This window comes from Flagellimonas marinaquae (genome assembly GCF_023716465.1).
Taxonomy (GTDB): Bacteria; Bacteroidota; Bacteroidia; order Flavobacteriales; family Flavobacteriaceae; genus Flagellimonas; species Flagellimonas alginolytica.
Genome location: NZ_CP092415.1, coordinates 1,070,474 through 1,095,167 on the forward strand (window position 1 = coordinate 1,070,474; position 24,694 = coordinate 1,095,167).

Annotated in this window: 27 protein-coding genes and 1 tRNA gene; 10 read left to right on the forward strand and 18 right to left on the reverse strand. The window is 38.2% G+C overall.

The genetic code is table 11. The annotated features are described in order from the left end of the window. Position 1: 1 nt before the first annotated feature. From MJO53_RS04865 to MJO53_RS04875, 3 genes are all read right to left on the reverse strand, one after another. Complete coding sequence (locus tag MJO53_RS04865) at positions 2 to 1,372, reverse strand: tetratricopeptide repeat protein (RefSeq protein ID WP_252080683.1); 1,371 nt, start codon at positions 1,370 to 1,372, stop codon at positions 2 to 4. A 102-nt stretch (positions 1,373 to 1,474) separates the two neighbouring features. Beyond that, positions 1,475 to 2,740: a hypothetical protein gene (locus MJO53_RS04870; RefSeq protein ID WP_252080684.1), complete on the reverse strand. Its 1,266-nt coding sequence runs from the start codon at positions 2,738 to 2,740 to the stop codon at positions 1,475 to 1,477. Further along, entirely contained in the window at positions 2,741 to 3,469 is a 729-nt protein-coding gene (locus tag MJO53_RS04875; protein ID WP_252080685.1) for a type III pantothenate kinase, read from the reverse strand. 100 nt (positions 3,470 to 3,569) lie between these two features. On the opposite strand from MJO53_RS04875, the gene MJO53_RS04880 reads away from it, so the two are divergent. After that, positions 3,570 to 3,642 (forward strand) — tRNA-Phe (locus MJO53_RS04880). 95 nt (positions 3,643 to 3,737) lie between these two features. Here MJO53_RS04880 and MJO53_RS04885 read toward each other — a convergent pair. From MJO53_RS04885 to MJO53_RS04935, 11 genes are all read right to left on the reverse strand, one after another. Beyond that, positions 3,738 to 4,757, reverse strand: coding sequence for a retron St85 family RNA-directed DNA polymerase (locus MJO53_RS04885; RefSeq protein ID WP_252080686.1), 1,020 nt, complete (start codon positions 4,755 to 4,757; stop codon positions 3,738 to 3,740). A gap of 173 nt (positions 4,758 to 4,930) precedes the next feature. Continuing rightward, a complete protein-coding gene (locus MJO53_RS04890) occupies positions 4,931 to 5,242 on the reverse strand; it encodes a winged helix-turn-helix domain-containing protein (RefSeq protein ID WP_252080687.1) in 312 nt (103 codons plus the stop codon). Then, the gene (locus MJO53_RS04895) at positions 5,242 to 6,096 is read right to left on the reverse strand and encodes a hypothetical protein (protein ID WP_252080688.1); all 855 of its coding nucleotides are present in this window, start codon (positions 6,094 to 6,096) and stop codon (positions 5,242 to 5,244) included. Before MJO53_RS04895 ends, MJO53_RS04890 begins: the two co-directional genes overlap by 1 nt. A gap of 31 nt (positions 6,097 to 6,127) precedes the next feature. Beyond that, positions 6,128 to 7,033 carry a restriction endonuclease gene (locus MJO53_RS04900; RefSeq protein ID WP_252080689.1) on the reverse strand — a complete coding sequence of 302 codons (906 nt, stop codon included), beginning with the start codon at positions 7,031 to 7,033 and terminating at the stop codon, positions 6,128 to 6,130. 26 nt (positions 7,034 to 7,059) lie between these two features. Beyond that, positions 7,060 to 7,821, reverse strand: coding sequence for a DUF4145 domain-containing protein (locus tag MJO53_RS04905; RefSeq protein ID WP_252080690.1), 762 nt, complete (start codon positions 7,819 to 7,821; stop codon positions 7,060 to 7,062). A 122-nt stretch (positions 7,822 to 7,943) separates the two neighbouring features. Further along, the gene (locus tag MJO53_RS04910) at positions 7,944 to 8,798 is read right to left on the reverse strand and encodes a rolling circle replication-associated protein (RefSeq protein ID WP_252080691.1); all 855 of its coding nucleotides are present in this window, start codon (positions 8,796 to 8,798) and stop codon (positions 7,944 to 7,946) included. A gap of 324 nt (positions 8,799 to 9,122) precedes the next feature. After that, entirely contained in the window at positions 9,123 to 9,437 is a 315-nt protein-coding gene (locus MJO53_RS04915; protein WP_198519649.1) for a helix-turn-helix domain-containing protein, read from the reverse strand. A gap of 103 nt (positions 9,438 to 9,540) precedes the next feature. Continuing rightward, positions 9,541 to 10,017, reverse strand: a complete 477-nt coding sequence (locus MJO53_RS04920) for a hypothetical protein (protein ID WP_252080692.1) — start codon at positions 10,015 to 10,017, stop codon at positions 9,541 to 9,543. Then, positions 10,004 to 10,717, reverse strand: a complete 714-nt coding sequence (locus MJO53_RS04925) for a hypothetical protein (RefSeq protein WP_252080693.1) — start codon at positions 10,715 to 10,717, stop codon at positions 10,004 to 10,006. The genes MJO53_RS04920 and MJO53_RS04925 overlap by 14 nt, the downstream gene beginning before the upstream one ends. Further along, on the reverse strand, positions 10,717 to 11,952 hold the full coding sequence (locus MJO53_RS04930; protein WP_252080694.1) for a tyrosine-type recombinase/integrase: 1,236 nt from the start codon (positions 11,950 to 11,952) through the stop codon (positions 10,717 to 10,719). Before MJO53_RS04930 ends, MJO53_RS04925 begins: the two co-directional genes overlap by 1 nt. 238 nt (positions 11,953 to 12,190) lie before the next feature. Further along, on the reverse strand, positions 12,191 to 13,231 hold the full coding sequence (locus MJO53_RS04935; RefSeq protein ID WP_252080695.1) for a helix-turn-helix domain-containing protein: 1,041 nt from the start codon (positions 13,229 to 13,231) through the stop codon (positions 12,191 to 12,193). 194 nt (positions 13,232 to 13,425) lie between these two features. Between MJO53_RS04935 and MJO53_RS04940 the strand changes: the two genes are divergently transcribed. From MJO53_RS04940 to MJO53_RS04965, 6 genes are all read left to right on the forward strand, one after another. Next, positions 13,426 to 14,103, forward strand: coding sequence for an SOS response-associated peptidase family protein (locus MJO53_RS04940; RefSeq protein ID WP_252080696.1), 678 nt, complete (start codon positions 13,426 to 13,428; stop codon positions 14,101 to 14,103). Between the two features lie 135 nt (positions 14,104 to 14,238). After that, on the forward strand, positions 14,239 to 14,400 hold the full coding sequence (locus MJO53_RS04945) for a DUF1328 family protein (RefSeq protein WP_224836341.1): 162 nt from the start codon (positions 14,239 to 14,241) through the stop codon (positions 14,398 to 14,400). Positions 14,401 to 14,448: 48 nt separating this feature from the next. Continuing rightward, positions 14,449 to 14,658 (forward strand): hypothetical protein, encoded by a 210-nt coding sequence (locus MJO53_RS04950; RefSeq protein ID WP_224836340.1) that lies wholly within the window; start codon positions 14,449 to 14,451, stop codon positions 14,656 to 14,658. 134 nt (positions 14,659 to 14,792) lie between these two features. Further along, the gene (gene cls / locus MJO53_RS04955) at positions 14,793 to 16,214 is read left to right on the forward strand and encodes a cardiolipin synthase (protein WP_252080697.1); all 1,422 of its coding nucleotides are present in this window, start codon (positions 14,793 to 14,795) and stop codon (positions 16,212 to 16,214) included. Between the two features lie 92 nt (positions 16,215 to 16,306). After that, complete coding sequence (locus tag MJO53_RS04960) at positions 16,307 to 16,771, forward strand: hypothetical protein (RefSeq protein WP_224836338.1); 465 nt, start codon at positions 16,307 to 16,309, stop codon at positions 16,769 to 16,771. Positions 16,772 to 16,835: 64 nt separating this feature from the next. Then, the gene (locus MJO53_RS04965) at positions 16,836 to 17,471 is read left to right on the forward strand and encodes a hypothetical protein (protein WP_252080698.1); all 636 of its coding nucleotides are present in this window, start codon (positions 16,836 to 16,838) and stop codon (positions 17,469 to 17,471) included. Here the strand turns inward: MJO53_RS04965 and MJO53_RS04970 are convergent. Next, positions 17,466 to 18,989 carry a GH3 family domain-containing protein gene (locus MJO53_RS04970; protein WP_252080699.1) on the reverse strand — a complete coding sequence of 508 codons (1,524 nt, stop codon included), beginning with the start codon at positions 18,987 to 18,989 and terminating at the stop codon, positions 17,466 to 17,468. The genes MJO53_RS04965 and MJO53_RS04970 overlap by 6 nt on opposite strands. Positions 18,990 to 19,073: 84 nt before the next feature. Continuing rightward, the gene (locus MJO53_RS04975) at positions 19,074 to 19,370 is read right to left on the reverse strand and encodes a hypothetical protein (RefSeq protein WP_224836335.1); all 297 of its coding nucleotides are present in this window, start codon (positions 19,368 to 19,370) and stop codon (positions 19,074 to 19,076) included. 299 nt (positions 19,371 to 19,669) lie between these two features. Between MJO53_RS04975 and MJO53_RS04980 the strand changes: the two genes are divergently transcribed. After that, positions 19,670 to 19,900 (forward strand): hypothetical protein, encoded by a 231-nt coding sequence (locus tag MJO53_RS04980; protein WP_224836334.1) that lies wholly within the window; start codon positions 19,670 to 19,672, stop codon positions 19,898 to 19,900. 463 nt (positions 19,901 to 20,363) lie between these two features. On the opposite strand, the gene MJO53_RS04985 is transcribed toward MJO53_RS04980, so the two are convergent. Beyond that, positions 20,364 to 21,884: a pyruvate kinase gene (locus MJO53_RS04985; protein ID WP_252080700.1), complete on the reverse strand. Its 1,521-nt coding sequence runs from the start codon at positions 21,882 to 21,884 to the stop codon at positions 20,364 to 20,366. A gap of 264 nt (positions 21,885 to 22,148) precedes the next feature. Here MJO53_RS04985 and MJO53_RS04990 point away from each other — a divergent pair, with 264 nt between their 5' ends. Next, the gene (locus MJO53_RS04990) at positions 22,149 to 22,763 is read left to right on the forward strand and encodes a TIGR04282 family arsenosugar biosynthesis glycosyltransferase (RefSeq protein ID WP_252081220.1); all 615 of its coding nucleotides are present in this window, start codon (positions 22,149 to 22,151) and stop codon (positions 22,761 to 22,763) included. Continuing rightward, the gene (locus MJO53_RS04995) at positions 22,760 to 23,575 is read left to right on the forward strand and encodes a purine-nucleoside phosphorylase (RefSeq protein WP_252080701.1); all 816 of its coding nucleotides are present in this window, start codon (positions 22,760 to 22,762) and stop codon (positions 23,573 to 23,575) included. The genes MJO53_RS04990 and MJO53_RS04995 overlap by 4 nt, the downstream gene beginning before the upstream one ends. Before the next feature lie 107 nt (positions 23,576 to 23,682). Here MJO53_RS04995 and MJO53_RS05000 read toward each other — a convergent pair whose 3' ends face one another. Next, on the reverse strand, positions 23,683 to 24,600 hold the full coding sequence (locus tag MJO53_RS05000; protein WP_252080702.1) for a hypothetical protein: 918 nt from the start codon (positions 24,598 to 24,600) through the stop codon (positions 23,683 to 23,685). Positions 24,601 to 24,694: the final 94 nt, after the last annotated feature.

The following is a 24,694-nucleotide window of genomic DNA, read 5'->3' on the forward strand; positions in this document are numbered from 1 at the left end:
CTTATAAACTAGGTACTTTAACACTACCTCCTACCCAACAGCTAAAGGTAATGGTCTGACCGGCTTTTCCTGAACTAAAGATCATTTCTTTGGTGGGAGCCTTTGCACTGTAACTTGCGGCTGTTTGGTTGGCACGTCCGCTCAATGCGGGATCAACCCTACCTGCCTTTCTTGCCATTTCGGCTGCTTTCCAGTACATCGCTCTTTTCTCGAACGGTGTGCTACCACAATCGTTGGCACTGGTCGCGTAAAGGTTGGCAATCAACAAATATGCTTTACCATTTGCCGGGTTGGCCTCGGTAGCTTTAAGTGCGTAGCTTCTTGCTTGTGATTTACTAGACCTTCTAACGGTTGTTGCAATCTTGTAAAGAATCTCAGATTTTTTGTACGCATCGGTTTCCAATTCCACAGCTTTGTTGAAATCGGCCAAAGCACCTTTTGTGTCTCCTGCTTTTTGTTTTAATACACCGCCATACATATATGCATCTGCTGATGGATCCAAAGCCAACTGGGCCTCGAACAACTTTCTGAACATAGGGTCGTCCGTGCATTCTTTGGAGAACATTCTACCCACGGCACGCTTTACCCATTTTACGTCGTCCTTTTTCTCATCAAAGCTTTTCTCGTACAATGGAATTAGGTTATCGCAATCTGCCAGAGCACCTAATTTGGAGTCTACACTGCTTGCTACCTTACCGAATGATTCGGAGTTTACCGTGGCTACCCTAAGGGTTCTTTTTTCTTTAGAGGTCAATGTTCCCAAAGAGTCTTTTGGAAGAAGTTTGGTTACCACATCGGTCAACTTTTTATTTTCTTCTTCAATTTTTCCTGTAACATCATCGTAGGTATTGAATACATCCTGAAGGTCTTTTTTACCAGACCCGTGCAAGTCCACTAAACTTGAGAAGTATAGGTACAATGCTCTCGGATTGGTGAAATTGGCCTGATCTTCTTGGAAGGCCTTGTCCAACAAGTTGAACAATTGCTCGTCCGATGCCATTTTGTTCTCGTACATCAATAGCGCTTTGTCTATAGCTACACCTGCTTTGCTGTACTTGGTTGGGAAATATTTTAGGCTGTTATCGTACAACGCCATCAAATCCTGAATAAAGGCATCTTTCTCTGCTCCTGTGGAGCTATCTATTTTTGCCTTTAGGATACGCTCTCCATAGGAGAAATTTGCTTTGTTGATATCTGGGCAACTTTCGTAAACCATTTTCCATGGTTCGTAAGCTGCATCGTAGTTTTTCACCTTTACGTGTTCTGCGTAAATAGACAGATTGGTCATACACTCGGGGTTCTGTGCTTGTGCCATACTTAATCCCGCCAACATCGTGACCATTATCATTGTTAAGTAGTGTCTCTTTTTCATCTTACTAATTTTAAAGCTGTTAAAGTACAAATTTTCATTAAAAAATCCTTCAATAGGACTTTCTATGGGTGGTTATTTATTAATTTTTCAAAAAATGGGCTTTTAATTTATTTTTCTTTGCTGAAACCATCTATCATTTAATGATAAGCCCACATTAACTTTGAAATAACTTTCCTCTATAAGGTTAGCATCGGTTGTTCCACGTCTTCCCAATTCAAATCCTAGGTTAAGATTGGAGAAGGATGACCCCAGCGGTAGACCAAGTCCAAAAGTTATGCCAAAATTATTTATTTCTTTTTCGTTCACTACCAAACCGCTTACATCGTAACGTAGGCCCGCACGATAGGTTACGCGTTTAAAGTAGCCCGATAATGCCCGGTAATCCGGTACCCAATACCCTCCAAAGGCGTAGGTGTTCGCATCGGAATAGGTTACATTTTCGAGTCCTAAAAATCTATTTTCAAAATCGCTCATTTGCTGAAAACTGTACTCTGCTCCTAAAAACCATTTCTTATTTTCACCAAAACCAAGACCCAAAGTGGTCCTAGTAGGGATTTTTAATTCGGTATTCCTAAGGTTGGAAGCATCCAAATCGACATCGACCACCTCAACATTGTTTCCATTGGAAAGCGAAAAAGACCCCAGGGTCTGCGTGTTTTTAGACACTAAATTCCCTTGTGTGTTGACCAAGACCGAAGTATACAGCGTGTATTTATCCTTAATGGTAGGGTTGTAATTCAAGGCATATTTAAAATCGTATCCATTTATTTTGGATTCGCGATTGTCCAATGTCCCAAACTGGACATCTTCGACACTTTGTATCCTCTGATATTCCAGGTTTCCAAAGTTATAGTTGACCGTTACCCCCAAACTCAAATTTTTAATGGGTTCAAACCCGACCGATGCGTACAATCGGTTTATACCTCCATCGCCTTCGTAAATATTGGTCACTTCGGCACCTTGTACATTGTCCATCACCGAGTTAAGACTATATCCCACCGAGGAGTAGGGCATTATCCCAAATCCGACTCCCAATTTATCCGCTATGGGAAAACCAATGGACAGATAATCTAAATTGGTCACGGATAGATTCTGCTCTTCGTTGAAGTCTTTTAGTCGGTATTCCCTATGGGAAATCCCTGCCGTGTATGTGGTCAATTTTAGCTTGGAGTATGCCGCCGGGTTGGACAAATTGATATGGATACTATCTCCGTACATACTTACACCGCCCATCATTTGGTTATCTACCGTCCCGTTGTTCCGATGGTCGCCCACTCCAAAGTAAGAGTATGGCGATATTGTTCCATTTTGTGCGAACAGACCATGGGCCGCCACGCAGAAAAAAGCGATCAAAATTTGTTTAATCATTCAGTTTGTGTTGTATTCCAGTAGGCAATTTAACCCCTCCAAGAGAAATTTGGAGTTCGCAAATATGGTGTTTTTTAGCCTTTTGTCAAAAAAATGGGAGTCTCCGCCTGTTAAAATAACTGTTAAATCTTGAAAACGAGATCGATATTGATCGATAACACCGTCTACCTCTTGGACTACACCATTGATTACACCACTGTGCATGCAGGATTCGGTAGAATTCCCGATTATATCCAAAAACTCATCTGGCTTTAGCAAAGGTAGTCCGGCCGTTTGATCGTGCATGGCATTGTACCTCATTTGCACGCCCGGGGAAATAGCTCCTCCGACATATTCTCCGATATTGTTCACCAAATCGTACGTTATGCACGTGCCCGCATCGATAACCAAAGTATTCCCCCTTGGGTTATGGTGATACGCTGCAGCAGCTAGGGCAACTCTATCCACCCCTAAGGTCTGTGGCGTGGCATAACTGTTTTTAAATGGGACTCTGGATGCATTGGTCAGTACGTGCACTTTGCAGAAAAGAGCAACCACATCCCGCTCTTTTCGGTCCAATTTACCCACAGACGATAGAATAGCTTGGTTGATCTGCGGATATTTTTCGAAGAGTTCCTTGATTTTTGATAAAAACAAACCGGATTCCGTTGTTTGATGAAAAATAATCCTTCCGTTCTCAAAAACAGCGAATTTGATGAGTGTATTACCGATGTCGATGACCAAGTTCATATTACAAAGATCGGGAATTGAAAAAAATCGGCACCTTTTTTTCCAGTTTTTGTTTGTATATCCTAATTTTGAAATTATATTTGCACCCGCTTTAGGGCATGGTACCTTAGCTCAGTTGGTAGAGCAACGGACTGAAAATCCGTGTGTCCCTGGTTCGATTCCTGGAGGTACCACTTTTAATTTTCACAGAAGCTCTGTAGGTCAACGACTTACGGAGCTTTTCTTTTTTCAGGGGACGAATGAGGGGACGACAAAGTATTTTAACCCACTATTTCAAGGTTTGAAGATGTTCTCTATATCCCAAAAACTCTTTGTCTCGAGGATTTATCTGAAGAACATAATTTACTCTGCCTATTAAATGCTTTAAATAGTTGGATTTTGTTTGGTTGGTTCTCTCCATATGATCTTCCAAACCATATTTAACAATAAAGTGCATTTCATTTCTTAAAATGTTCCTTACTTTTTTAGGAACTTGAGCTTTCTTATTAACCACGATTCCTGAAATCATTTGTGGTTGATTTGGTTTCATCAACTTTTTTTTATCCTCATTTAGCTCTAATCCAATTTTTGAAAGCTCTTTTTTAACAAGGTTTTCGATTTCATCAACTTTGATATCCCCAGAAAATGCCAAATCATCAGCATATCGAGTATACTTAACTTTGTTGGCAATGCAATAACTAGAAACAATTTCATCAAATTCTTTCATTATAAGATTTGATAAATAAGGACTTGTAGGCGCTCCCTGTGGCAATTCCCTCTCCCTAAAACACAACTTTGCCAGTAGGTTTGCCATGCGATTAGAATAACCCATCTCTTCGAAAAGACCCTCAACTAGATCAAATCTTATTTGACCAAAAAAATTCTTGATATCCAACGTTAATACATAAGGCTCATCAGTATGATAAATTGCATGTTCTTTAATACTTCGCTTGGGAACATAAGCCTTAGCATATCTGCTTACCTTATGTTTATATAAAATTTCCTCGAGTATCCACTCCTGAATTTCCTTCAAACTGGGCAATGGCTCATGAAGTGTACGCTTTTTATTGTTTCTTTTCTTTATCTCAAAATCTCGATAAAAATACTTTGAAAACTTTACAGCACGCTTAAGGTAAGATACATTATAACCCACCAATCCACTTAAGTGGCTAATATTATAAATAACAGGTAAATTTTTGGACAACAAGGGCTTTGCATAATTCAGACATTTCTCAATGTAGTCAGATGAAAAACCGCTTTCTTTTGCCTTTTTCGTGAAAGCTTTTGAGTAAGATTCTTGGTTAGTCATAATTCTATTTCGAATTGCTAATCCCTAATCCTTATGAACAGGGGACTACCCAGAGCCCCCGTTCGGAATAAGAACTTTTTAAAGGCAAATATCTCCGATTTTGCCTTTAAAAAGTTCGCTAGCTTGAAAGAACATTCACTATTTGGGAAGGTGACACCACCACCCATTTTCTATTAGAAATCAAGTTCTGTGTTATTGGGTAAAAATATAAAACTTTTATCAAATTTTTTAACCCTACTACTGTTTTCTGGCTTTATCCACAAATTCTTATTTGTCTCCCTAATAATATCTCTCCCCTTTTCTAAAAACTCTTTTCCCTCACCTGTTAACTCCAATTTTCTATCCACATAGACCAACAGACCCTTGTCTACAAGTTTAGTAATAAGCTCAGAAATGTCTTTATATGTCATATTCTCCCTTAGTAGTCTTCCCACACTACCAGAATTCTGTATAACATTCAATAATAAAATCTCGTCTCTTTTCATCAATATTCTATTGTGTCCTCTCTAGAAAAAGGCGCATCAAAACTTTGTTTCCCTTTTCTATATTTTTTCCAAAATATTGGGAATGTATTATCAGGTGTCCTAGCCAATGTAATCAATGCTTCACATCCATTGTAGCCTAAACTAAAATGGGAGCCGCCAGGAATCATTTTTTCCATTTTAAGCATTAAATCTATTTTCTCTTCACGTAATGGAGTTTCATTAAAATCACTAATTCCTTTTAGTGAACGGAAGTCCGAATAAAAGGCAATACCCTCTGCATCAAAGGCCTCTATAGTTTCTCTTTGAGCCGCAATAGTAAAGATACAGAGCTTATCATTTGTGATTTCTGCATTACCTCTAATCTCCTGCAAACAGTCATTTAAGGTTTCTCCAGACCCAACATAATCATCAATCAAAAAAATTGCTTCATTTGGCTTAAGTTTAAACTTATCTTGGGAAAAAAAATCAAATTTAGAGACATACTTGAACGTGATTTTCGAATATTTTTTCAATTGATTTTTTAACGCCTTAATTTGATAAATTAGAAATGAACCACTTTTAAAGCCTCCTTCATCTTCCACTTTTATTACTGGAAACAAATAAATAGTCTTTATTTGATTTATTTTTTCCTCCTCAATACTCTCCAATGAAGCTAATATTCTTTTCGGGTATTGTGAAAAGGAAATCCACTCATATCTCTCAATCAACTCTATTAGCAATTCACGCTCATCATTTTCAAGATTCTCTAGAAGTTTACAAAAATTGTGAAAGACAAATTCGTCAGTATCTTTTTCATGCCAATTTTTACTTTTGAAAACTTTGTTTAGCTGTGATATAGCATCTATTGCCGTCATAGCAACCTCCTTTTAAACTTAAATAAATTCATTACAATTCATTAAAAGGGACATAAATCTTTCCAGTTTCATTTGCCTTACGCCTCTTTTTGTAAAATAAATCAGTTAAACTAATACGTCCATCTAAAACTGCTATCAAATCTAAACCATCCATAATTATGATGGATTTAAAATCTGGTGATATCGCTTGAGGGGTTAGTCCATCTACCGAAATTAAAAGTCCCATTGCTATCTTTAATTTATTTTCTACCTTAAATGTAAAAGCTGCCAAATCCGCTCTTGTAACTTGTTGCTTCCATTTGGCTTCAATTAGATAATCAGTACCATCAAATGTTATAACTCCATCTATTTGCTCCCCATGATTTTTGAATGAAGATTTAGGGTCTAACTCATACAATAAAAATAAATCGTTAAGAAACTTTTCAAACTCAAAGCCTCTTTGCTGAAAATTATTATTTGTTGCCAACTTATTAAAAAGTTTCCTTAACTCTAAAAGTTCAGATTCAAGAGATTTATTTTTGGCTATTTTCAACTCAATCCCTTCTCTTCTTTTTCTTGCTCGCTCTTGTTCCTTAGTAATCTCAATATACCCCTTTGTATGTTTTCTAAGATTATCAACAGCCTGTGCAGCTCTTTGCTTTTTTGTTCCATCCTCATCCCAATAATCCAATTGAGGAAAGTCGGTTAAATCTGTTACTGACAATAGTAAGTTCATTAAATCTTCCTGATAAAGATCAGGTCTACCTGTCATTCTTTCAACAAGCTCCTTTACGCTCTCTCTTTTTGTAACATCCCAATTGATTGTTCCCAAAATTGCCCTATTATCCATGGAGTACTTCAAAAAATCTTTTAAATCATCCTTTTTCCAAGTTATGACAGATAGTGCCTCCTTGAGCGCAAGAATTGCTTGGGGGGATATTTTTTTGGAATTGGTCATTATTTTTTCTTTAAAATTTTCCCCATTTATTTCCTTTTCCTTCTTCCTTTATTCTTGTTTATTTCCTTTGCTATTTTTGTTAATCTCACTTCGTTATTATCATACAGCTTATTTAGTGCAAGCTCCAACATTTCATAAGTTTCAAGAATGTCCATTTTATCAAGTTCACCAATATGGCTGCCTGTATTACCTATCCATTTAATAGCAAGAAGAAATTCTGCTACATCTTTTTTTAATTTCTTGAATTCTTCAATTCTTTGATGTAGTGAAAGTCTTTTTCTATTTCTATTTCTGTTTATATAGGTTTTTTTAACACTGAACTCATCCATTAGGATTTCTAAAGAAACCCGAATTTTATTAGCACACGAAGCAAGGTCACTCCAATAAAGAGCAAATGATTCAGAAATAATTTCTCTTATTTTTGCTGGGCATTTATCTGGAATATTAAACAACACTAAAGCAGGATAAAAGTATTTTGGAGTATAACAAGCTTTTCCCTCCTCAATATATCTTTCGGTTTGGTAATCATAACTAGTGTAAAGCTCCAACCACCCATTCCCAAGAAAGGAAACAAATTCCTCGCAAGTTGGACATATTAAACTTCCTGAGAATGAATATCGAATAAATTCAGGTTCCCAATCTTCATGAGATTGCCATTCTTTAGAAAGAGCAGTTTCATCACTTTCAAAAGAACGAATCTTAAGAATAGATTTAGCACAATGAGGACAAGTCCAATCCGGAATACTTTTCTTTTCAAATTCTGATTTTAGCCACAACTGCTTATTCATACTTAAAATATTGAAATACTGATTTACATTAAATCAGATAAAACTGACGCTTAATTTAGTCCTTTTTTAACAATTTAATCAACTACTTCCTATACAATACATTAAACCACTGATTAAATCTATCATGACATCAATGCCCTATTCTTCTCATCCAACCTATTGTACAGCGGCAACGTTTTCCTATTCAAATCAATACTCTTTACCCTCAAAAATGTTCTATCCAAAGTATCTTTGACAGTAAACTCCCCTCTAACTGCATTAAGCTTTTCAAAGTTTCTTAGATAATCAGGGGTGGTATAGAAGTCTGTATATAACTGAGAAACCCTTTTGGAGCAGTTCCAAGGCTGACACTTGAACCTTCCATAGTTTTTGGTAATATATTTTGTCACATAAGAACCAGTTGCTTTGATATTCTTGGTATGGATTTGCTTAACATCAAAAGCACTAGAGGGGTTGAAATCTTTGCTTCGTGGATGCACCCCATTCTTCTTTTGTAAATCAGTCCAATATTTCCACCACTTCTCTATTTTCCAATATTTGTTGGTAATGATATGAAAATGAACATTGCCCTTAAATTCATCGTTCTTGGTTTGTCTTTCTGCCACCCAGATATATTGAAAATCATCAAAACGCTTCTTGGCATTATCCAAAAACTTTCTAAGCAAATCAACCGCCTGTTCATCTTCCACTTTGTTCATGAAAGTAAGAGTGACAAAACTGAACCTCTTATAACACCTTGAAAAGCATGTTATTTTCTTTCTGATTTTCCGTTTAGAACGTTTAGAAAGATGTCGCAACTTTGGTTTGCCCGCTTTCTTCTTGACAGGCTTGGACTTTTCCTTTTTGGGTTCTTCTTCATCTTCTGGTTTTTTCTTCTTTCGTTGGAGTGATGAACCAGTAAACTCTTCGTCTGGAACTACACCGAACATTCTCGTAGAAAACTCGACACTTGTTCCATAGGTATTCTTAACTATCATGCTACGCTAAAAAAATCGGAATCGTTGCGCATTTATAAATACCATATAAAGGTTTTTACTAAAGGTGCTTACAGAATGCGCAATGATTTCTAAAGGTTAAAAAAAGAAAACGCTACTCGCTTATGAATGGCGGGATGAAACTGTCCCTGTTGAACCTACACATAAAGGTGCCCGCCCTGCGGTTATACACGTTCATATACTCCCAATTGGGATGTTTCTTTCTCAAAAACAAGGAGAACCCGTTGAGCTTATGGACATAAGTCCATTTCTTTGGCTTAGTATTATCTTCAAAAAATACTATGACGGAATAATCATTCTTCTTTTTTAGCATGACAACCCTCCTCTCTTATTTGCAGGGTTTATCAAGTTTAAAGCTTGATCAATATCTACCTTCTTATACAAAACCCTATTGCCAATTCTATAGGCTCTAATCAAGCCTTCTTTTGTCCAATCGTGTAATGTGGGGAGAGAGATTCTCAGAAATTTGGCTGTTTCCTTTCTAGAGAACATATCAGGGTCACTTGCTTTTGGCGGATGAGCAAATTCCTTAATCGCCCTTTTAATTGCTTTATCCAATGCTTCTTCAAAAGCAGTTTCAAAATCAGTTTTCTCGAATGTTCTTAATTCAATTTTTCCCATTTTCATTTTATTTTATCAATTAATAATGGGGCAATGATAAAATGGGAAACACCCTGTAGTAGGTAGAGTAGTAACTACTTTAGGAGGAAAAATTTTAAGAGAATTAATCCTCTACAGAGTCCAAAGGAGCTTTAATATTCTTGATTTTATTACTTATCCTCTGCTTAAACAATTGAGATTTAAGAATATAAATAGTGTCAGTTATACCATCATCGTTTTTCTGAGTTTGAGCTATATACTCTTCCTCAAAAATGATTCTATTGTAGTCGGGATTTTTATCTGAGAATTCAACTTTGTAAAAGTTTCCTAAAGCTACATTATCGGAAAGAGAAGCTACCGAGCTTCCGTTGTACTTTTCGCCCTTGTAAAAAAATTGATAATCATATCTTCTTTTACTTGCCTTGTTTAGTATTGGCTTACTATCCAGAACTAGGGCAAATGCATATGATTTATTTTTATCGATTTCTTCATCTTTATAAAATGAGTTCAATATGAAATATATCAAAACAGGAACAAAAGCAATCCAATAATATTGGAGAACTAAAGATTTCGTTTTCTGAAATTTACTATTTAAACTCATGCCCCTTAAGCTTTTTCAAATCTTCTTCTACCATTTGTAATTCTTCACCAAACTCCAAGCTTTCAAATAAAAACTTTAATTTTTTTAAGCCTTTTTCAGTCTTAACTTTTTTATCCGTATTTCCTGATTTATGAAAATATGATAGGTGCTGACGTGTTGTTACTTCACTCTCTCCCATGATAAGTGATAAAATTTTTGCATACCTAGTATTTTCATATTTGTTAAACCTAATTCCCAAATAATAGAGAGCTAGTAGTTTTTCTTTATGATATAATACTGATTCTTGCCTAGTACTTTGTTTGGGTTTATCAACAGCACCTAAATTCTTCAACCAAGAATAATATTTAGCAAATTCCTCAGCCTGTCTCACAACCATTAATTTCTGCTGCACTAGGCTTTCTGGTTCATTTGGAAGAGATGTATAACTATAATTCCCCTCTACATAACTGTATCGAAACGCCAAAGCAAATAATTCATTTAAGCCTTTTGGAACAACAATTTTAAAAACATGCAAAGATGTGCGGTTAGGAGCTGAACCACTGCCTCCAGCCAAGGCATTTATCGGTGTGTGTTCTATTTTAGGCTCGAGAAAACGCTCTATTTCGGATATTTCATTTTCAACTAGGTTATTCTTGTTTGGAGCGTTTTCAAATCTTGCTTTAAAGTTGCTCTTTAATTCTTCAAATACGGTTAAGCTCATTAATTAAAAAATGGGTGATTCAACAATTTATCAGCGTTCTGCTCTTGTGAGATTTTTATGTACTGCATAAAAGAACGCTCAGTTTTGTGTCCTGTTATCTTCATGATGGAAATACTTGGAACATCTGCTAAATATAAATTTGTCGCAAAGCTTCTTCGAGCTGTATGGGTAGTTACCAATTCATATTTGGGACAATTGTTCTTTTGAACCTTACCGCCCTTGGTAATAGTTGTTTGTATCATCTGCTTCAATCCAGACACACTTGCAACCTCTTTTAAATACCTATTCATTAATTGATTTGTGTAAGCCTTTGGAAGTTCATTATTATATTTTTTGAGAATGAGTTTTACCGTAGGATGTAGCGGAACAGAAACACGCTGACCTGTTTTTTGTGTCCTAATTTGCAGGATGGATTTATTATAATCAATGTTTTCTGGTCTAATCTGGGTGAAATCAGAAAATCTAAGCCCCGTATAACACCCAACCAAAAACAAATCTCTTACCTTATCTAAGCGAGGACTAGCAGAAAAATCAATACCCTCCATCTTTTTAAGCTCATCAACGGTCAGATAAATATTTTCAGAATCTTCTTTACGTGCTTTAAACTTTCTCTTTTTAAAGTCCAAATTTTGATTCAATCCCCTGTCTGTTGCTTCATTGAGAAATATCTTAAGGATTTTGATATGCTTACCAACAGTATTTAATGAGAGGTTACATTTGTGCATCAAATAACTCGTGTACTGATTATAAAACTCTAGAGTAATGGAATCAAAGTCCAAAGATTTATTATAAGCATCTGCATACTCTTTTAAGTGCCTTAAAGTAGTCCTGTAGGCTTTAATAGTAGAGTGAGACTTCAAATGTTCACATTCTTGGATATAATCCTCCATGAACTTAAATAAGGTCGTTTTATCAGATTGCAAAACATTCCCATCAACAATTTGAAGAAAGGCTTTTTTTAAAATTGGATTTGTTGGCTGAACCCCATCATTAAGTAATTTCCTGAATGCGGTATTTATACCATTCTGCAATACATCCAGTCTTGCGTTGAATTCTGGATATTGAGGAAACTTCCTTGTTTCTTTTGCTCGATAATTTTTCTTGTTCCAAAATTGAGGGGCAATTTTTTCACCTGTGGAATACTTGAATCTTTTGTATTGATAGTCATAAACCAAGTACACCAAAGTCTCTGATTTGGCATTTGGTTCTTTTAGAATAAATCTTGCATTTGGCATGCTCCAAATATACAGAAGAAAAATCCCCTAGGGGACGAGAGAGGGGACGAATAATTTTTATTTCGTTCAATTACACGTTATTTCAGTTAATCGGAAAATAGCCTAAAAACCGCTTATAACCTCAGTAAATACGAGCAAATACAATAAAATAGAAAAAGAATTTATGGGGTTCTGGAGGTACCACAAAAAAACCCACAACAAATGTTGTGGGTTTTTTGTTTTTTATTCTTACCAGTCCTTACTGTCCCACTACCTCAACGCTTCTTTTACTATTTTTAAATTCACTCGGGCTCAGTCCATATTTCTCCTTAAAGATCTTGGAGAAATAACTCCGACTCGTAAAACCAATGGAATAAACTACTTCCGAGATATTCATTTCGGTATTCGCAATATAATCACGGGCCAGCTCCAATCGCGCATGTCGAATATATTCCGTTACCGTTTTATTGTACAACAACTTAAAACCTTCTTGCAACTTGGCCTGGGTAAGGCCGGTTTCCGCGGAAATCTCTTCAAGGGAAAAATCCTTGGCAATATTTTTTTCTATTTTTTTGGCATATTTCCGGATTGCCTTTAATTCTCGTTTGAGCAAATTGGTCTGCGGCCCCTTATTCTGGACTTCTTTATTGTGCTGTAAAATGTGCATGGACAGGATCTGATACACAAATCCCTCGATCATCATAATACGGACCATGCCTTTTGCCTTTACTTTTTTTATTTGTGATATGACCTCGGCAATCTTAAGGTTGTAGGAGCCGTAATAGGCGAATATCTTTTCGTGGTCGGTATCTAAAAAAACGCGGTACAATTGTTTGTTCAACTCTTCGCCCTGATTCAGCCTTTTGCGCAAAAATGGCTTTCTGCGCACTTGGATCACCGTTTGCGAAATCTTTACATCTTTCGGGAAATATCTGTCGCTTACCCCACCATCACGATTGGTTAAGATCACCGATTGAAATTGTTCCATGATCTTGATCTTGTCTTCTGGCTGATATCCAAATTTATGTCCGCAGTAGCCTTCGAGACAATAATAAAAATTAATAGGGTTGAACTCCGAAGTGTCCACTTTCATCAATACCTCATCAGAAAAAGTAATATCGAACTCCAACAGGCTCACTCCCCATTCAAATATTATGAAACGTATGCTTCCGGTTGCCCTCTCATTGGCAACATTCAACGAATACTGCCCCCATCGTTCCGTTATCTCTCCCCCGATCACTTGCCTGATCTGCTCGACCGACTCTGCGGTATCCTGAGCACTTACCTCAATTGTTATCATTAAAAGGTCTCCCTGCTTTTTGTTCAACTATTGATCCTAACCCATAAAGATAGTCTTTGTTGGCGTTTGTACAACCATACATTTTGCCTTTAGAATGATTTTGAGAAAAATAAATGGAAAGCAACACGATTAAAACGGTTTGAGTCAAACTTTTTACCCATTTATCAATTACTTGGAGTCCATTATTAAAGATTATGATTTACAAGCTTTCAAATGATGCAGGGAGAGAAGCCATAGAAAAGGAGTTTGGAATCTCCTTCAGGTATCCAAATCTATACAGACCAAACCCAATGATCAACGGTTTTCATGAAACCAACCTTAGTGTGGTGACCATGGAAGAACCAAAAGTAATCACATTTGCTATCTGGGGACTTATGCCCCAAAATTTTAAAGAAGACTGGCACATTTTCCAAGAGTACACCAACTCATTGAACGTAACATCCGTGGAACTCAACAGTGTTGACTGGATGAAGGATTCCTTTACCCAAAGACGTTGTTTGATCATTGTTACCGGCTTTTACACCTATTTATTGGAAAATGGCAATACTTATGGTTACCACATACAACAGGCATCCAAAAAGCCTTTCTACCTTGCAGGAACCTATAATAGACTAGAGGACGGTTTTTTGTGCACTGCACTAATGGTCAACCGAACGCACCCTTTTATTTCCAAGTACCACAACATCAGCAATCTGGCACCCGTTATTGTTTCCAAAGAGAATGCACCCACTTGGCTACAAGAAGAATCTCCAAAGGAGGGTTTATCGAACATTATTAACCATCCACAACAGTTGGATTTAATAGCCGAAGCCGTCCCAAGCAGATTTTTTCAACGAGAAAAGAGCCTATTTACCAGCGAACAACGTATTTAACTGGCTAGTGCACTATCGATTAGCTTTTGAGTCAAGATTAAAACCAAAAGCGACAAACTCCCGCTCCAAACCGACCGATATTTGTATTGTACTGATTAAGAGATAGTCAGACATTAACCTAAAAACACAATCATTATGTTACGTTGGACAGTTACCTTTATCATATTGGCCATAATTGCCGGTATTTTCGGATTTGGAGGTATTGCTGCTGGAGCAGCCAGTATAGCCAAAATCCTATTCTTCATATTTATTGTATTATTTATCATCTCCCTAATAACAGGAAGAAAAAAAATATAGATCACACACACTTAAAAACAAGTATTAACCCTAAACATAAAAGAACCCATGAAAAAGTCGATAAGTTTATTCACCATGTTAATTGCAATGGCACTAACGTTAAGTTTTACCAGTTGCAGGGAAACAAAAGAAGATAAGGCCGAAGAGGCCATTGAAGAAGTAGAAGATGCAGCAGAAGATGTTGGCGACGGTATTGAAGATGCCGCGGACGACGTGGAAGACGAAGTAGAAGATGCTGTGGACGATAGTCCTCAATAATCCTTTACTTCCCGACCGAACAACTCTGGCAATAGTTTTGCCAGAGTTTTTTTATTGTACCGATCCTCCCCTTACCTCACGATTTATTGGTAAATCCTGCTTAACTTAGAAGAAACTAACACCATCCTTTATTTGTGAAAACAACTTTCATTATTGTATATTTAGTTGTTTCCGTTTGGGCCATTGGGGCCATAATCTACCACGGAAGAAGGCCATCGCGCTCCATTAGTTGGGCATTCGCCATCATAGTTCTGCCCATATTCGGCGCCGTTCTCTATTACCTTTTTGGTATGAACCGCAGAAAATTCAAATTCTTCAATTCCAAAGAATTTGAAAAAAGAAACACCTACACCCACCCCAAGATATCGGCGCAGGACAAATTTAAGTCCCATTTTAACGAGGACATCCGAAAAGAAAGGCTCAATCGACTCATATCCAAAAGCTCCAATACCACTGCAAAAACAGGAAATAAAATAGCCGTTCTACAAGACGGGGCAGAAACCTTCAACGAACTCTTCAACGCCATGGAAGAAGCCAAAAAATTCATTCATGTGCAGTATTATATTTTAGAGAAAGGCGATTTATTCGATAAGATGTTGGACCTTTTCCAACAAAAGATTAAAGAAGGCGTAGAAATCCGGATACTCTACGATTCACTGGGCAGCTACCAACTGCGTGGGCGACCCAAAAAGAAATTTCAGGATATAGGGGTCAAAATACACCCCATAATGCCCATTCGGTTAAAGAACCTGTTGTTTTCTCTCAATTTTAGGAACCATCGCAAAATAGTGGTCATAGACAATAAAATAGCATTCACTGGCGGTGTCAATGTCTCGGACAAATACATTAAGCGCAAAAATGATCTAGGCAAATGGAAGGACACCCACCTGAAACTCGAAGGCCCCATTGTCAACGATTTGCACATGGTTTTTTTAAAAGATTACTTTTTTGCCAGTAAGCAGGAAGAGTTCAATATAACGGACTATTTGTTCGAACAAAAATCCAAAGGCGAAATAGAAGCTCAGGTCGTTGCCGGAGGCCCCGATTCCAAGCACCCGACCATAATGCAACAATATATAGGTATGATGAACCAGGCCAAAGCAACAGTTCGCATTGCCAATCCTTACTTTGTACCCGGCGAAGCATTTTTACAAAGTTTAAAGATCACCGCTCTCGAGGGAGTGGACATTACCTTGTTGGTCCCTAAAAAATCCGATTCCAAAGCCGCAAAGTTTGCCATGTTTTCACACTTTGAGGAATTACTGAAAGTGGGCGTAAAAATTTATTTACGGGAAGATTTTTCACACAGTAAAATTATGGTCGTAGATGATGACCTCACATCTATCGGGTCGGGAAATTTTGATATTCGAAGTTTTGAACTCAACTACGAGACCAATATTCTTATCTACAATACAGAAATAAATAAGGAACTAACATTGGAGTTCGACAGAATCTGCAAAAATGCGAATGAAGTTACGTTGGAAAGGTTCCAAAACCGTGGCCTTTGGCTCAAATTCCTCGAAGGGCTCTTCAAATTCTTCAAACCGCTTATTTAGCACAATAAATTAATGGTTTGCATCAATCATTAAATGATTTAAGACAAGTAAAAACAGGGTTGAGACTACCTTTGTCTCAAAATAAAACAATCATGAAAAATTTACTTGTATTTCTATTTTTTATTGGAGCAACAACCATGAGCGCTCAGAGTATTTCCAAAAATGCCCTGGGTATTAGAGTAGGTGACAACGACGGTTTTGGAGGCGAGGTTTCCTATCAGCGATACTTGAAAGAGAACAACAGATTGGAGTTCGACCTGGGTTGGAGGGATTCCGACAATGTCGAGGCTTTTAAATTGGTGGGACTCTACCAATGGGTAATGCCCATTGATGGTGGTTTTCATTGGTATGTTGGTGCTGGTGGAGGTATAGGTTCCTTTGATGCCGGTGAAAACGACGGGGCCTTTGCCCTTATAGCAGGAGACCTGGGAATTGAATACGATTTTGATATTCCTCTATTGATCTCACTGGACATGAGACCTGAAATTGGTTTTAATGATGATTATTCCGATGACCTTGATCTGGATATAGCCCTAGGTCTGCGATACCAATTCTAAAAAAGCAACATTCAACCAAATAAAAGGGCAACACAGTTTTGCCCTTTTATTTAACACTTTCATTTTGAAAAAAAGACTATTGCTCCTTTTTGTATTTTTTATCTGCTCCTTTATTATGATCACATTTTTTAAAAAACCTAAAAGCACCGTTCCCAAGAATATTCGTCAAGAGGTAAAAACGGCGCTGAGCTATTTTCCCGAATTGGATGGTATTCCAATTCGTTTCAAGTTCAAGACAAGTATAAAAAAATCGGTGATGCTCGCGCAGCCCACTTGGAGCGGACTGTTAAAACCCCGAAAGGAACGGAGTTACGTAATTCTTATCAGCGAAAAGTTTAAAATATCGGGAGAAGAATTCAAAACTGTGGATGTCCCGCGCGATGTGCTCATTGGGTGGATAGGTCACGAGCTCGGACATGTAATGGATTACCAACAGCGAGGAAATTTAAACTTAATGGGATTTGGAATTAGATATGTAATGCTTAAAGAATTTGTGAAAAAAGCGGAGCGAGCTGCCGACTCGTTTGCAGTATCGAGAGGCATGTCCAATTATATCTTAAAAACTAAACGGTTTATACTGAACCATGCCAATATAGACAATGGGTATAAAGAACGAATCAAACAATATTATCTGTCGCCGGACGAAATTATGGAAATGGTAAAAAAACAAGACTCCACGAACAACAGGGACCTTTTATAATTGTTGGGATATAAAATCCTCCCATTCCTGAAAGCGTTCCTCTCCCATCACTCTTTCCATTTTTACCTGTCCACCTTTTTTCTTGTTGGCACCACTCCATTCCGCAAACATTTGCTGCGGTACAAACCGCACCTTGACCCCTTGCAAGGCCTTGTTACGGGCGACCTTATAATTTTTATTGGCGTTTTGTAGATAATTATCCAAAATCTGGGCGGTGTTATCCCTGTCCAACTTTTTATCGGAGCCTAAGTACCACGAATGATAAAACCCATCGTCAAAACGTTTGGCGCACAATGTAAATTCCGGCACTTTTATGTTCAGTGCATCTTCCAGGTGTTTTACCGCATCGTTTAACTTGTTCACGGAAAGTTGGGAGCCAACGGTATTCAAAAAGAATTTGGTGCGACCGGTAATTTTAATTTCGGCCCGCTCTACATCCGTAAACGCAATAGTATCCCCAATGATGTACCGCCAAGCACCGGCCACTGTAGATATAATTAACACATAATCCACGTCCTTTTCCACCTTGTCCAATGTAAGCGATGGAGCATCTTCCGTTAAAGACCCATCTTGGTTGACATATTGGGGCTCGAAAGGGACAAATTCAAAATAAATACCATTGTCCGTAATCAACTTCATTGCAGTGGTCTCCGGCCGCACTTGGCAAGCAAAAAATCCTTCGGAAGCCAAGTACGTATCGATTACCTGAATGGGACGGCCCAAAAGAGCATTAAAGCTTTTCTCGTAAGGATCAAAAGCCACCCCCCCGGAAGTATAGGCCCGTAGGTTGGGCCATATTTCGTGAATATGGTCCACCCTATGATATTCCAGTACTTTTTTGAGCATTAGCTCCATCCAAGAAGGAATACCGCTCAATGCACCAATATCCCAGTTTTTGGCATGTTTGGCTATGGACAAAACCCGCTCGTCCCAATCATCTATTTTAGCAATCTTTTCTCCGGGCTTGTAATATTTTTTAAACCAAAATGGAATATTGCTGGCGCTTATCCCGCTTATTTCACCTTCCTTTTTTCCGTCTCGTTCCTCTAAATTGGTAGAACTGCCCAGCATCATAATCTCTTTTTCAAAAAAATCCGCTGGCATATCAAAATTGCTCATAGCGAACACTTGTTCTCTACCTGCTCGAGTAATGGAATCGAGCATGTCTTTGGTTACGGGTATCCGTTTGGATTTTTTGCCGGTGGTCCCCGAAGAAAGTGCGAAAAAATCCGGACTGCCCGGCCAAGCCACATTGGGTTCCCCGTTTATGGTCTTGTCCCACCATTCGGATTTTATCTTGTTATAATCAAAATAGGGTACGGAGTCCGAAAACGTCCTTTGGATATTTTTGGAATTCAAAATGGAATCGAAACTATACTTTTTTCCAAATTGGGTGTCCTTGGCCTTTTCCAGTAGGTCCACCAATACCTTTTGTTGCTCTTTTGCCGGATCACCTTCTATGCTCAGGGCGTCTCGCGCCTCGATAACTCCTTTTATAATATTTCCTATAATCGCCATTTTGGGTTTTTTGTTTTACTCAAAAGTACCCAGTGGAGCTCGGAGAGTTTTACTCAATCCATATTTAAATTAACGTAAATGATCTTAAAAATTAAGGCTAACCTGCAAGGACGAGGATACCTTGGCCCCTTTTTTTGGTTTTGGCTGCACAAGGTTGTTTTTAATTTTTGAAAAAAGTGGTTCTGGAGTTTCCTCATTCACCAAAACATAACCGTTGGATGGATTAATTTGCATTACGACCAAAGAAAGGTATTCCATTAAGTGTTCTGCCTCACCAATGAGTATCTTTACCACCTGTAACCGAACTGCATATTCCAGTTCTACGCGCTGGAAATGATCCAAACCCTTGCCGCTTTCCAAAGATTTCCAGATTATTTTCAAAATAAATTTTTTACAAAAATAATCTAAATAATATTTAGATAACAATTTATTTACATTAATTTAATGTTGACAAATTGATCTCCGAACATCAATTATAATCGCAACTTAGAATAGACAAGGCATTCCATAAATACCGATAGTCAACTCCTATGAGTTTCACTCTTTTAGATTTTGATAGGACTTTAGTAAATTGACTTCTTAATGTTTTCATAAATATGAAAATCAAATGGTTCCATAGGCAAAAAATATCAAACTATCTCTTATATTTAGCCGATTGCGAATAATTTTAAAAATAAAAAATGACCCAAGATCTATTAATTGAAAAGGCAGAGGAGTTTGAAAAAAGACCCATGAGCCACATGTCCACAAGTGATAGGGTTGAGGCCTCGAGAGAAGCAAAAAGTTTAATCCTATCCATTAACGAGATATATAAGAAAACCAAGGATTCCAAGTTAATGGAAGTTATGAAGAACATTACCGCCAAAAAGCGCAAAATCGAAAAGCGCCTAAAAGGTACCCCACTGGTTTAAATAATTTTATACAAATCTATTGCGAAAGGGCGTTGGTTAGGACCAACGCCCTTTCGCAATACTACAAACAAGCTTCCTCACAATTATTTAACCTCTTGCTTATCAGTAAGAAATAGGAATTTATTTTCTATTTCCTTCTACCAAAAAGGTTGTTTTCCCATCTACATAGCTTTTACGACCACTTATGTTGCATTTGCCGCAACCAATAAAAATATGCATTGGAATTATTGGTGTTTTAGATAATTTAGGTCTGTAGTTTTAACTCAACTAAATCAAAAACACCCAAAAAATGAACACTATAGAAGCAAAGTTAGGATACTTGTTCTGGTATGCTGTAATTGCACTGTCCGTCTACTCCCTATTAAGTAGTATTTATCTCTACTTTAATTAAGCTATACTAAACACCGACCAAAATATCCTCAGTTAGTAATGTGTCTGATCAGGCTCCTTTTTAGGGGCCTTTTTATTTCCATTCCATTTTAGGGAGCATTATTTCCCTTTTATTGTGAGAGTTCTCCACATTGATCAGTACTTCGTTCAAAAAAGAAATGGCCTCGCCAATATGGGGGCCTTTGTTCAACATAACACATTCGGCCTGTACAGAAGATGTAATATCCGTAATCTCCGACCTGGATGGCATCCCCTTTTTTGCCAATCCCTCCAAAACTTGGGTGGCCCAAACTACCGGGACATGGGCGGCACTTGAAAAGGAAAGTATCCCTTCTTGTACCATCCCCATGCTCTTCCACCCCACCTCAAGAGCAAGATCTCCTCGAGCTATCATTATCCCTATCCGTTTTCGCTGCATTGCCATAATTAAAATATTGATAAGGTTTTGGTACGACAATTTGGTCTCTATTTTTAAAATAACCCCCAAATTTACACCTGCGCCCAATCTTTCCAATTCAACATAAAGCTCATTAACGTCTTCTGCATTGTTAACATAGGAATAATTGACAATGTCCGCGTTTTCGACCACAAATTTGAGATCCTGCCTATCCTTTTCGGTCAATCCGGATATACCCAGATCCAAAGTCGGAAAATTAATTCCTTTTTCTCCTTTTAATTTAGAGCCTCCCTCTCCTGCTCTAGTTATCTCAACCCGAAAAGAATCTGCCCCCACCGATACGACCTTGCCTTCAATCTTACCATCGTCGAACAGAATGGGCGCTCCGGTTTCCATCCTTTGAATTATTTGAGGAGGCACGCAACTTACCTCTGCTGGCACTACCACCTTTCCCTCATGGTCCAACGTTGCCTCTACGGCAACATCCGATCGGCCGGTAACCACGAGCACATCGCCTTTGTTAAGTCGCAAAAATTCTTTTCTCTTCTTTTTCTTCTTTTTATGGTAACCCAAATCAATTTTTCCTGTTCTTACTTTGGCGCCGGACAAATCCATGGCGACCTTTACCATGGTGTTGCACTCCAGCGCCGCCTTTCTAACATTCCTTATAATGGCCGACCATACCTCCGGGGAATCGTGGGCACAATTTATTCGAGCACAATCCATTCCGTTTTTAACCATTTCCAAAACCAATCCATAATTCTCTGCCGCCTCGGTCGGTTGGGTGACCATTATGCGAACTCTTCGCGATCTTTTGGATTTTCCGAACAATTTGTTGGTATGTTTTTTTAACAGCTTTGCCCCGGCCCCAATGCCCAAGATTCTATCCTCTGCCAAATCTGGTGGCATACCCATCAAACTATGAACAATAAGTTTTAGTTTGAGCAGGCTTCCCAATATATTTCCTTCGGAATTGGCCAAACGTGTCAGTCCCAATTGCTTGAGCCCTTTTTGCATTTTTCTTGCATCAAAACTTCGAAAAGCCGCATAGTGCATTAGATTTTTTACACTCTCCTTGTACGTTCGGGACACCATTTCCACCAATTCGTAGCACTCAAGGTCTTTTTCCTGAATCAGCTCTATGACCTGGTCAATTTGTACTAGTATTTTTTGAAGTTGATCTACCGTAAGGCCCATACCTACTTTTTACTACAAAGATGAGCTTGAAACTTTATAAAAAAACTGATGTTCATCAGGCAGTGCTACTTTGCTCAAAATATTTTATAAAGATGATGAAGCTGCACTTTTTGCCTTGTTCTTCACAAGAATGTTGGCACCTTCAAAAATCCATACCCGACCATATCCTTTCTGGGAAAAAATTCATCTTTCTTGAAAGGAACGAACCTAAAAATCTACCTATCTTTAAGCATCGATTTGCAACAACAACTAAATATAAATACGTTGAGCAAGAATCTACTTCTTATCCTAACACGAAATCCGGAACTTGGCAAATGTAAAACCCGTTTGGCAGCAAAAGTGGGAGATACGGCTGCTCTGGATATTTATAAGTTTCTTTTACGCCATACGGTTTCCATTACCCAAGATCTACAAGTAGAGAAATGGGTCTTGTATTCTGAAAATATTTGGGAAGACGATATTTGGAGCAACCTTGGCTATAAAAAAAAATTGCAGGTCGGGGAAGATTTGGGCGAACGCATGTCACATGCGTTTGCCGAAGGTTTTAGGGCAGGATTCGAGAATATTATTGTTATTGGTAGCGATATGTTCCATTTGGACCAATCCGATCTGGAAAAAGCGTTTCTCCAACTCCAATCCAACGATTACGTAGTGGGACCTGCCGAAGATGGTGGATATTATCTTTTGGGGATGAAATCCCTGCAAGCAGCATTGTTCGAGAACAAAGCATGGGGAACCGATACCGTTTTGTCCGATACCCTAAAAGATTTAAGATCCAAAACCGTTTATTTTTTGGACGAGAGAAACGATGTTGATCATTACGAAGACATTAAAGATATTGAGGCCTTTGAGCCATTTTTAAAACACATTGAGCCATGACACAAAATCAAATCGACGAATCGGTAGATTATTTAAACAAAAGAGGCTTTGAAAATCCTGAAATAGGCATTGTACTCGGAACAGGGCTTGGTCAACTCATTGACAGCATCGAAAACCCGATAGAGGCCCATTACAACCATATACCCCATTTCCCGTTGGCCACTGTAGAATTCCATACCGGTAAGTTGATCTACGGAACCATTGAGGGTAAATCCGCCGTGGTAATGCAAGGGCGTTTTCATTTATACGAAGGCTACGATTTTTTGGATATTACCTATCCGATACGGGTAATGCACCAACTGGGCATAAAAAAACTGTTCGTTTCCAATGCCGCAGGGGCTATTAACCTAGAATTTAAAAAAGGCGACATTATGCTAATCGAAGACCATATCAACCTACAAGGCGGCTCCCCATTGGCATTTAAGAATGTGGGTGAGTTTGGAGATCGTTTTGTGGATATGAGCGAGCCCTACGACCTGCAAATGCGACAAAAGATAGAGCAAATAGCCACTAAAGAACATATTTCCCTAAAAAAGGGCGTCTATGCCTCGGTCGTTGGTCCACAATTGGAAACCAAGGCAGAATACCGCATGTTGAAAATAATGGGTGCCGATGCGGTGGGCATGAGTACCGTTCCAGAAGTTATAATAGCCAATCAACTACGGTTACCTATTGTGGCGGTCTCGGTATTGACCGACGAATGCGACCCGGACAACCTACAACCCGTAAAGGTTCAAGAAATTTTGAAGATAGCTGGTGAAACCGAACCCAAAATGATCAAACTATTTAAAGAGCTCATTAAGGACCTTTAAGCAATTTTACTCTGGTGAAAGGCCTAGCAAACCTGCCCATTAGCTCTATTTATAAAAGAAATACCGTTTTTACTTAACTGATTTCCCTAGAGTAATGATCGTCCCCGTCAATTCTCAAATTCCACATCGGCATAATCGTTCATAATGCCATGGCTGATCAAATTGGCAAATTCCTTTTTGTTCGGTTTGAGCGATATTTTGCTATCAGATTGTGGAGAAGTCTTTTCCAAGGTAAGCAGACTTATGGCCGGGAGTATGTTTTTTGCTAAATACAGACTGTGTTGGTCTTCAAAAATAAGACTGGCCTCATCTACTGTTTTATTGGAAATATTCTTTTGTTTAAACACTTTTTGAATACTCTGTGCAAAGCGTTGCCCCTGCGAACTTTTGTTATAGTGGTAAACAGCGACATCCATGGCACTGCTACCTGAAATATTCTCGCTCCGGATAACCAGTACCCGCTGATATTTACCCTTGTGCTGTAGATAGCGTTTGTTGATCACATTTACGTAGTTCCCCATTGGATTTTCGTTCGCCGATTTGGTCTTCGGCAAATCTTCTTCCATAATGTATACTTTGGCACCATGCGTCATAAGTTCGGCCGCCAATTGTTGAGAAATATCGCTTAAAAAACTATCTCCTTCACTCCTGTTTTCCGCAATTAGGTAATATACAGCATCTTTTAATTTTTCGCTCTTTAACGACATTTGGGCAAGTTCCTTATCAAAAATTGGCGCCTCTTCTTCGTTTTTGGGTGCTACGATTATACCTGTTTTTTTAAAGGAATCGCTAGCATTGGGTATTTTATATTCCTTACCCAGTTTTAGCGCACTGCCTTCTTTTATTTTATCTGAATTTAACGCTAAAAACTCGCCATAATGCTTTACCGGGTCCAGCCCCTGTTTACGAAGCAAAGAAAAAATACCGTCTCCTTGTTCTGCAATCGCAATGGTATATTGGTTTTCTTGGGAAAAAATAAATGTACAGGCCCAAACCCAAAATAGAAGGGATAATCTAAAATTCATTTTTAGTATGTTTTTGGGTGGGATGCCCTACAAAGATGGTAAAAAAACTGTTCTGATTATGTTTTGACCGGGAAAAAATTTCAGTAGATACACC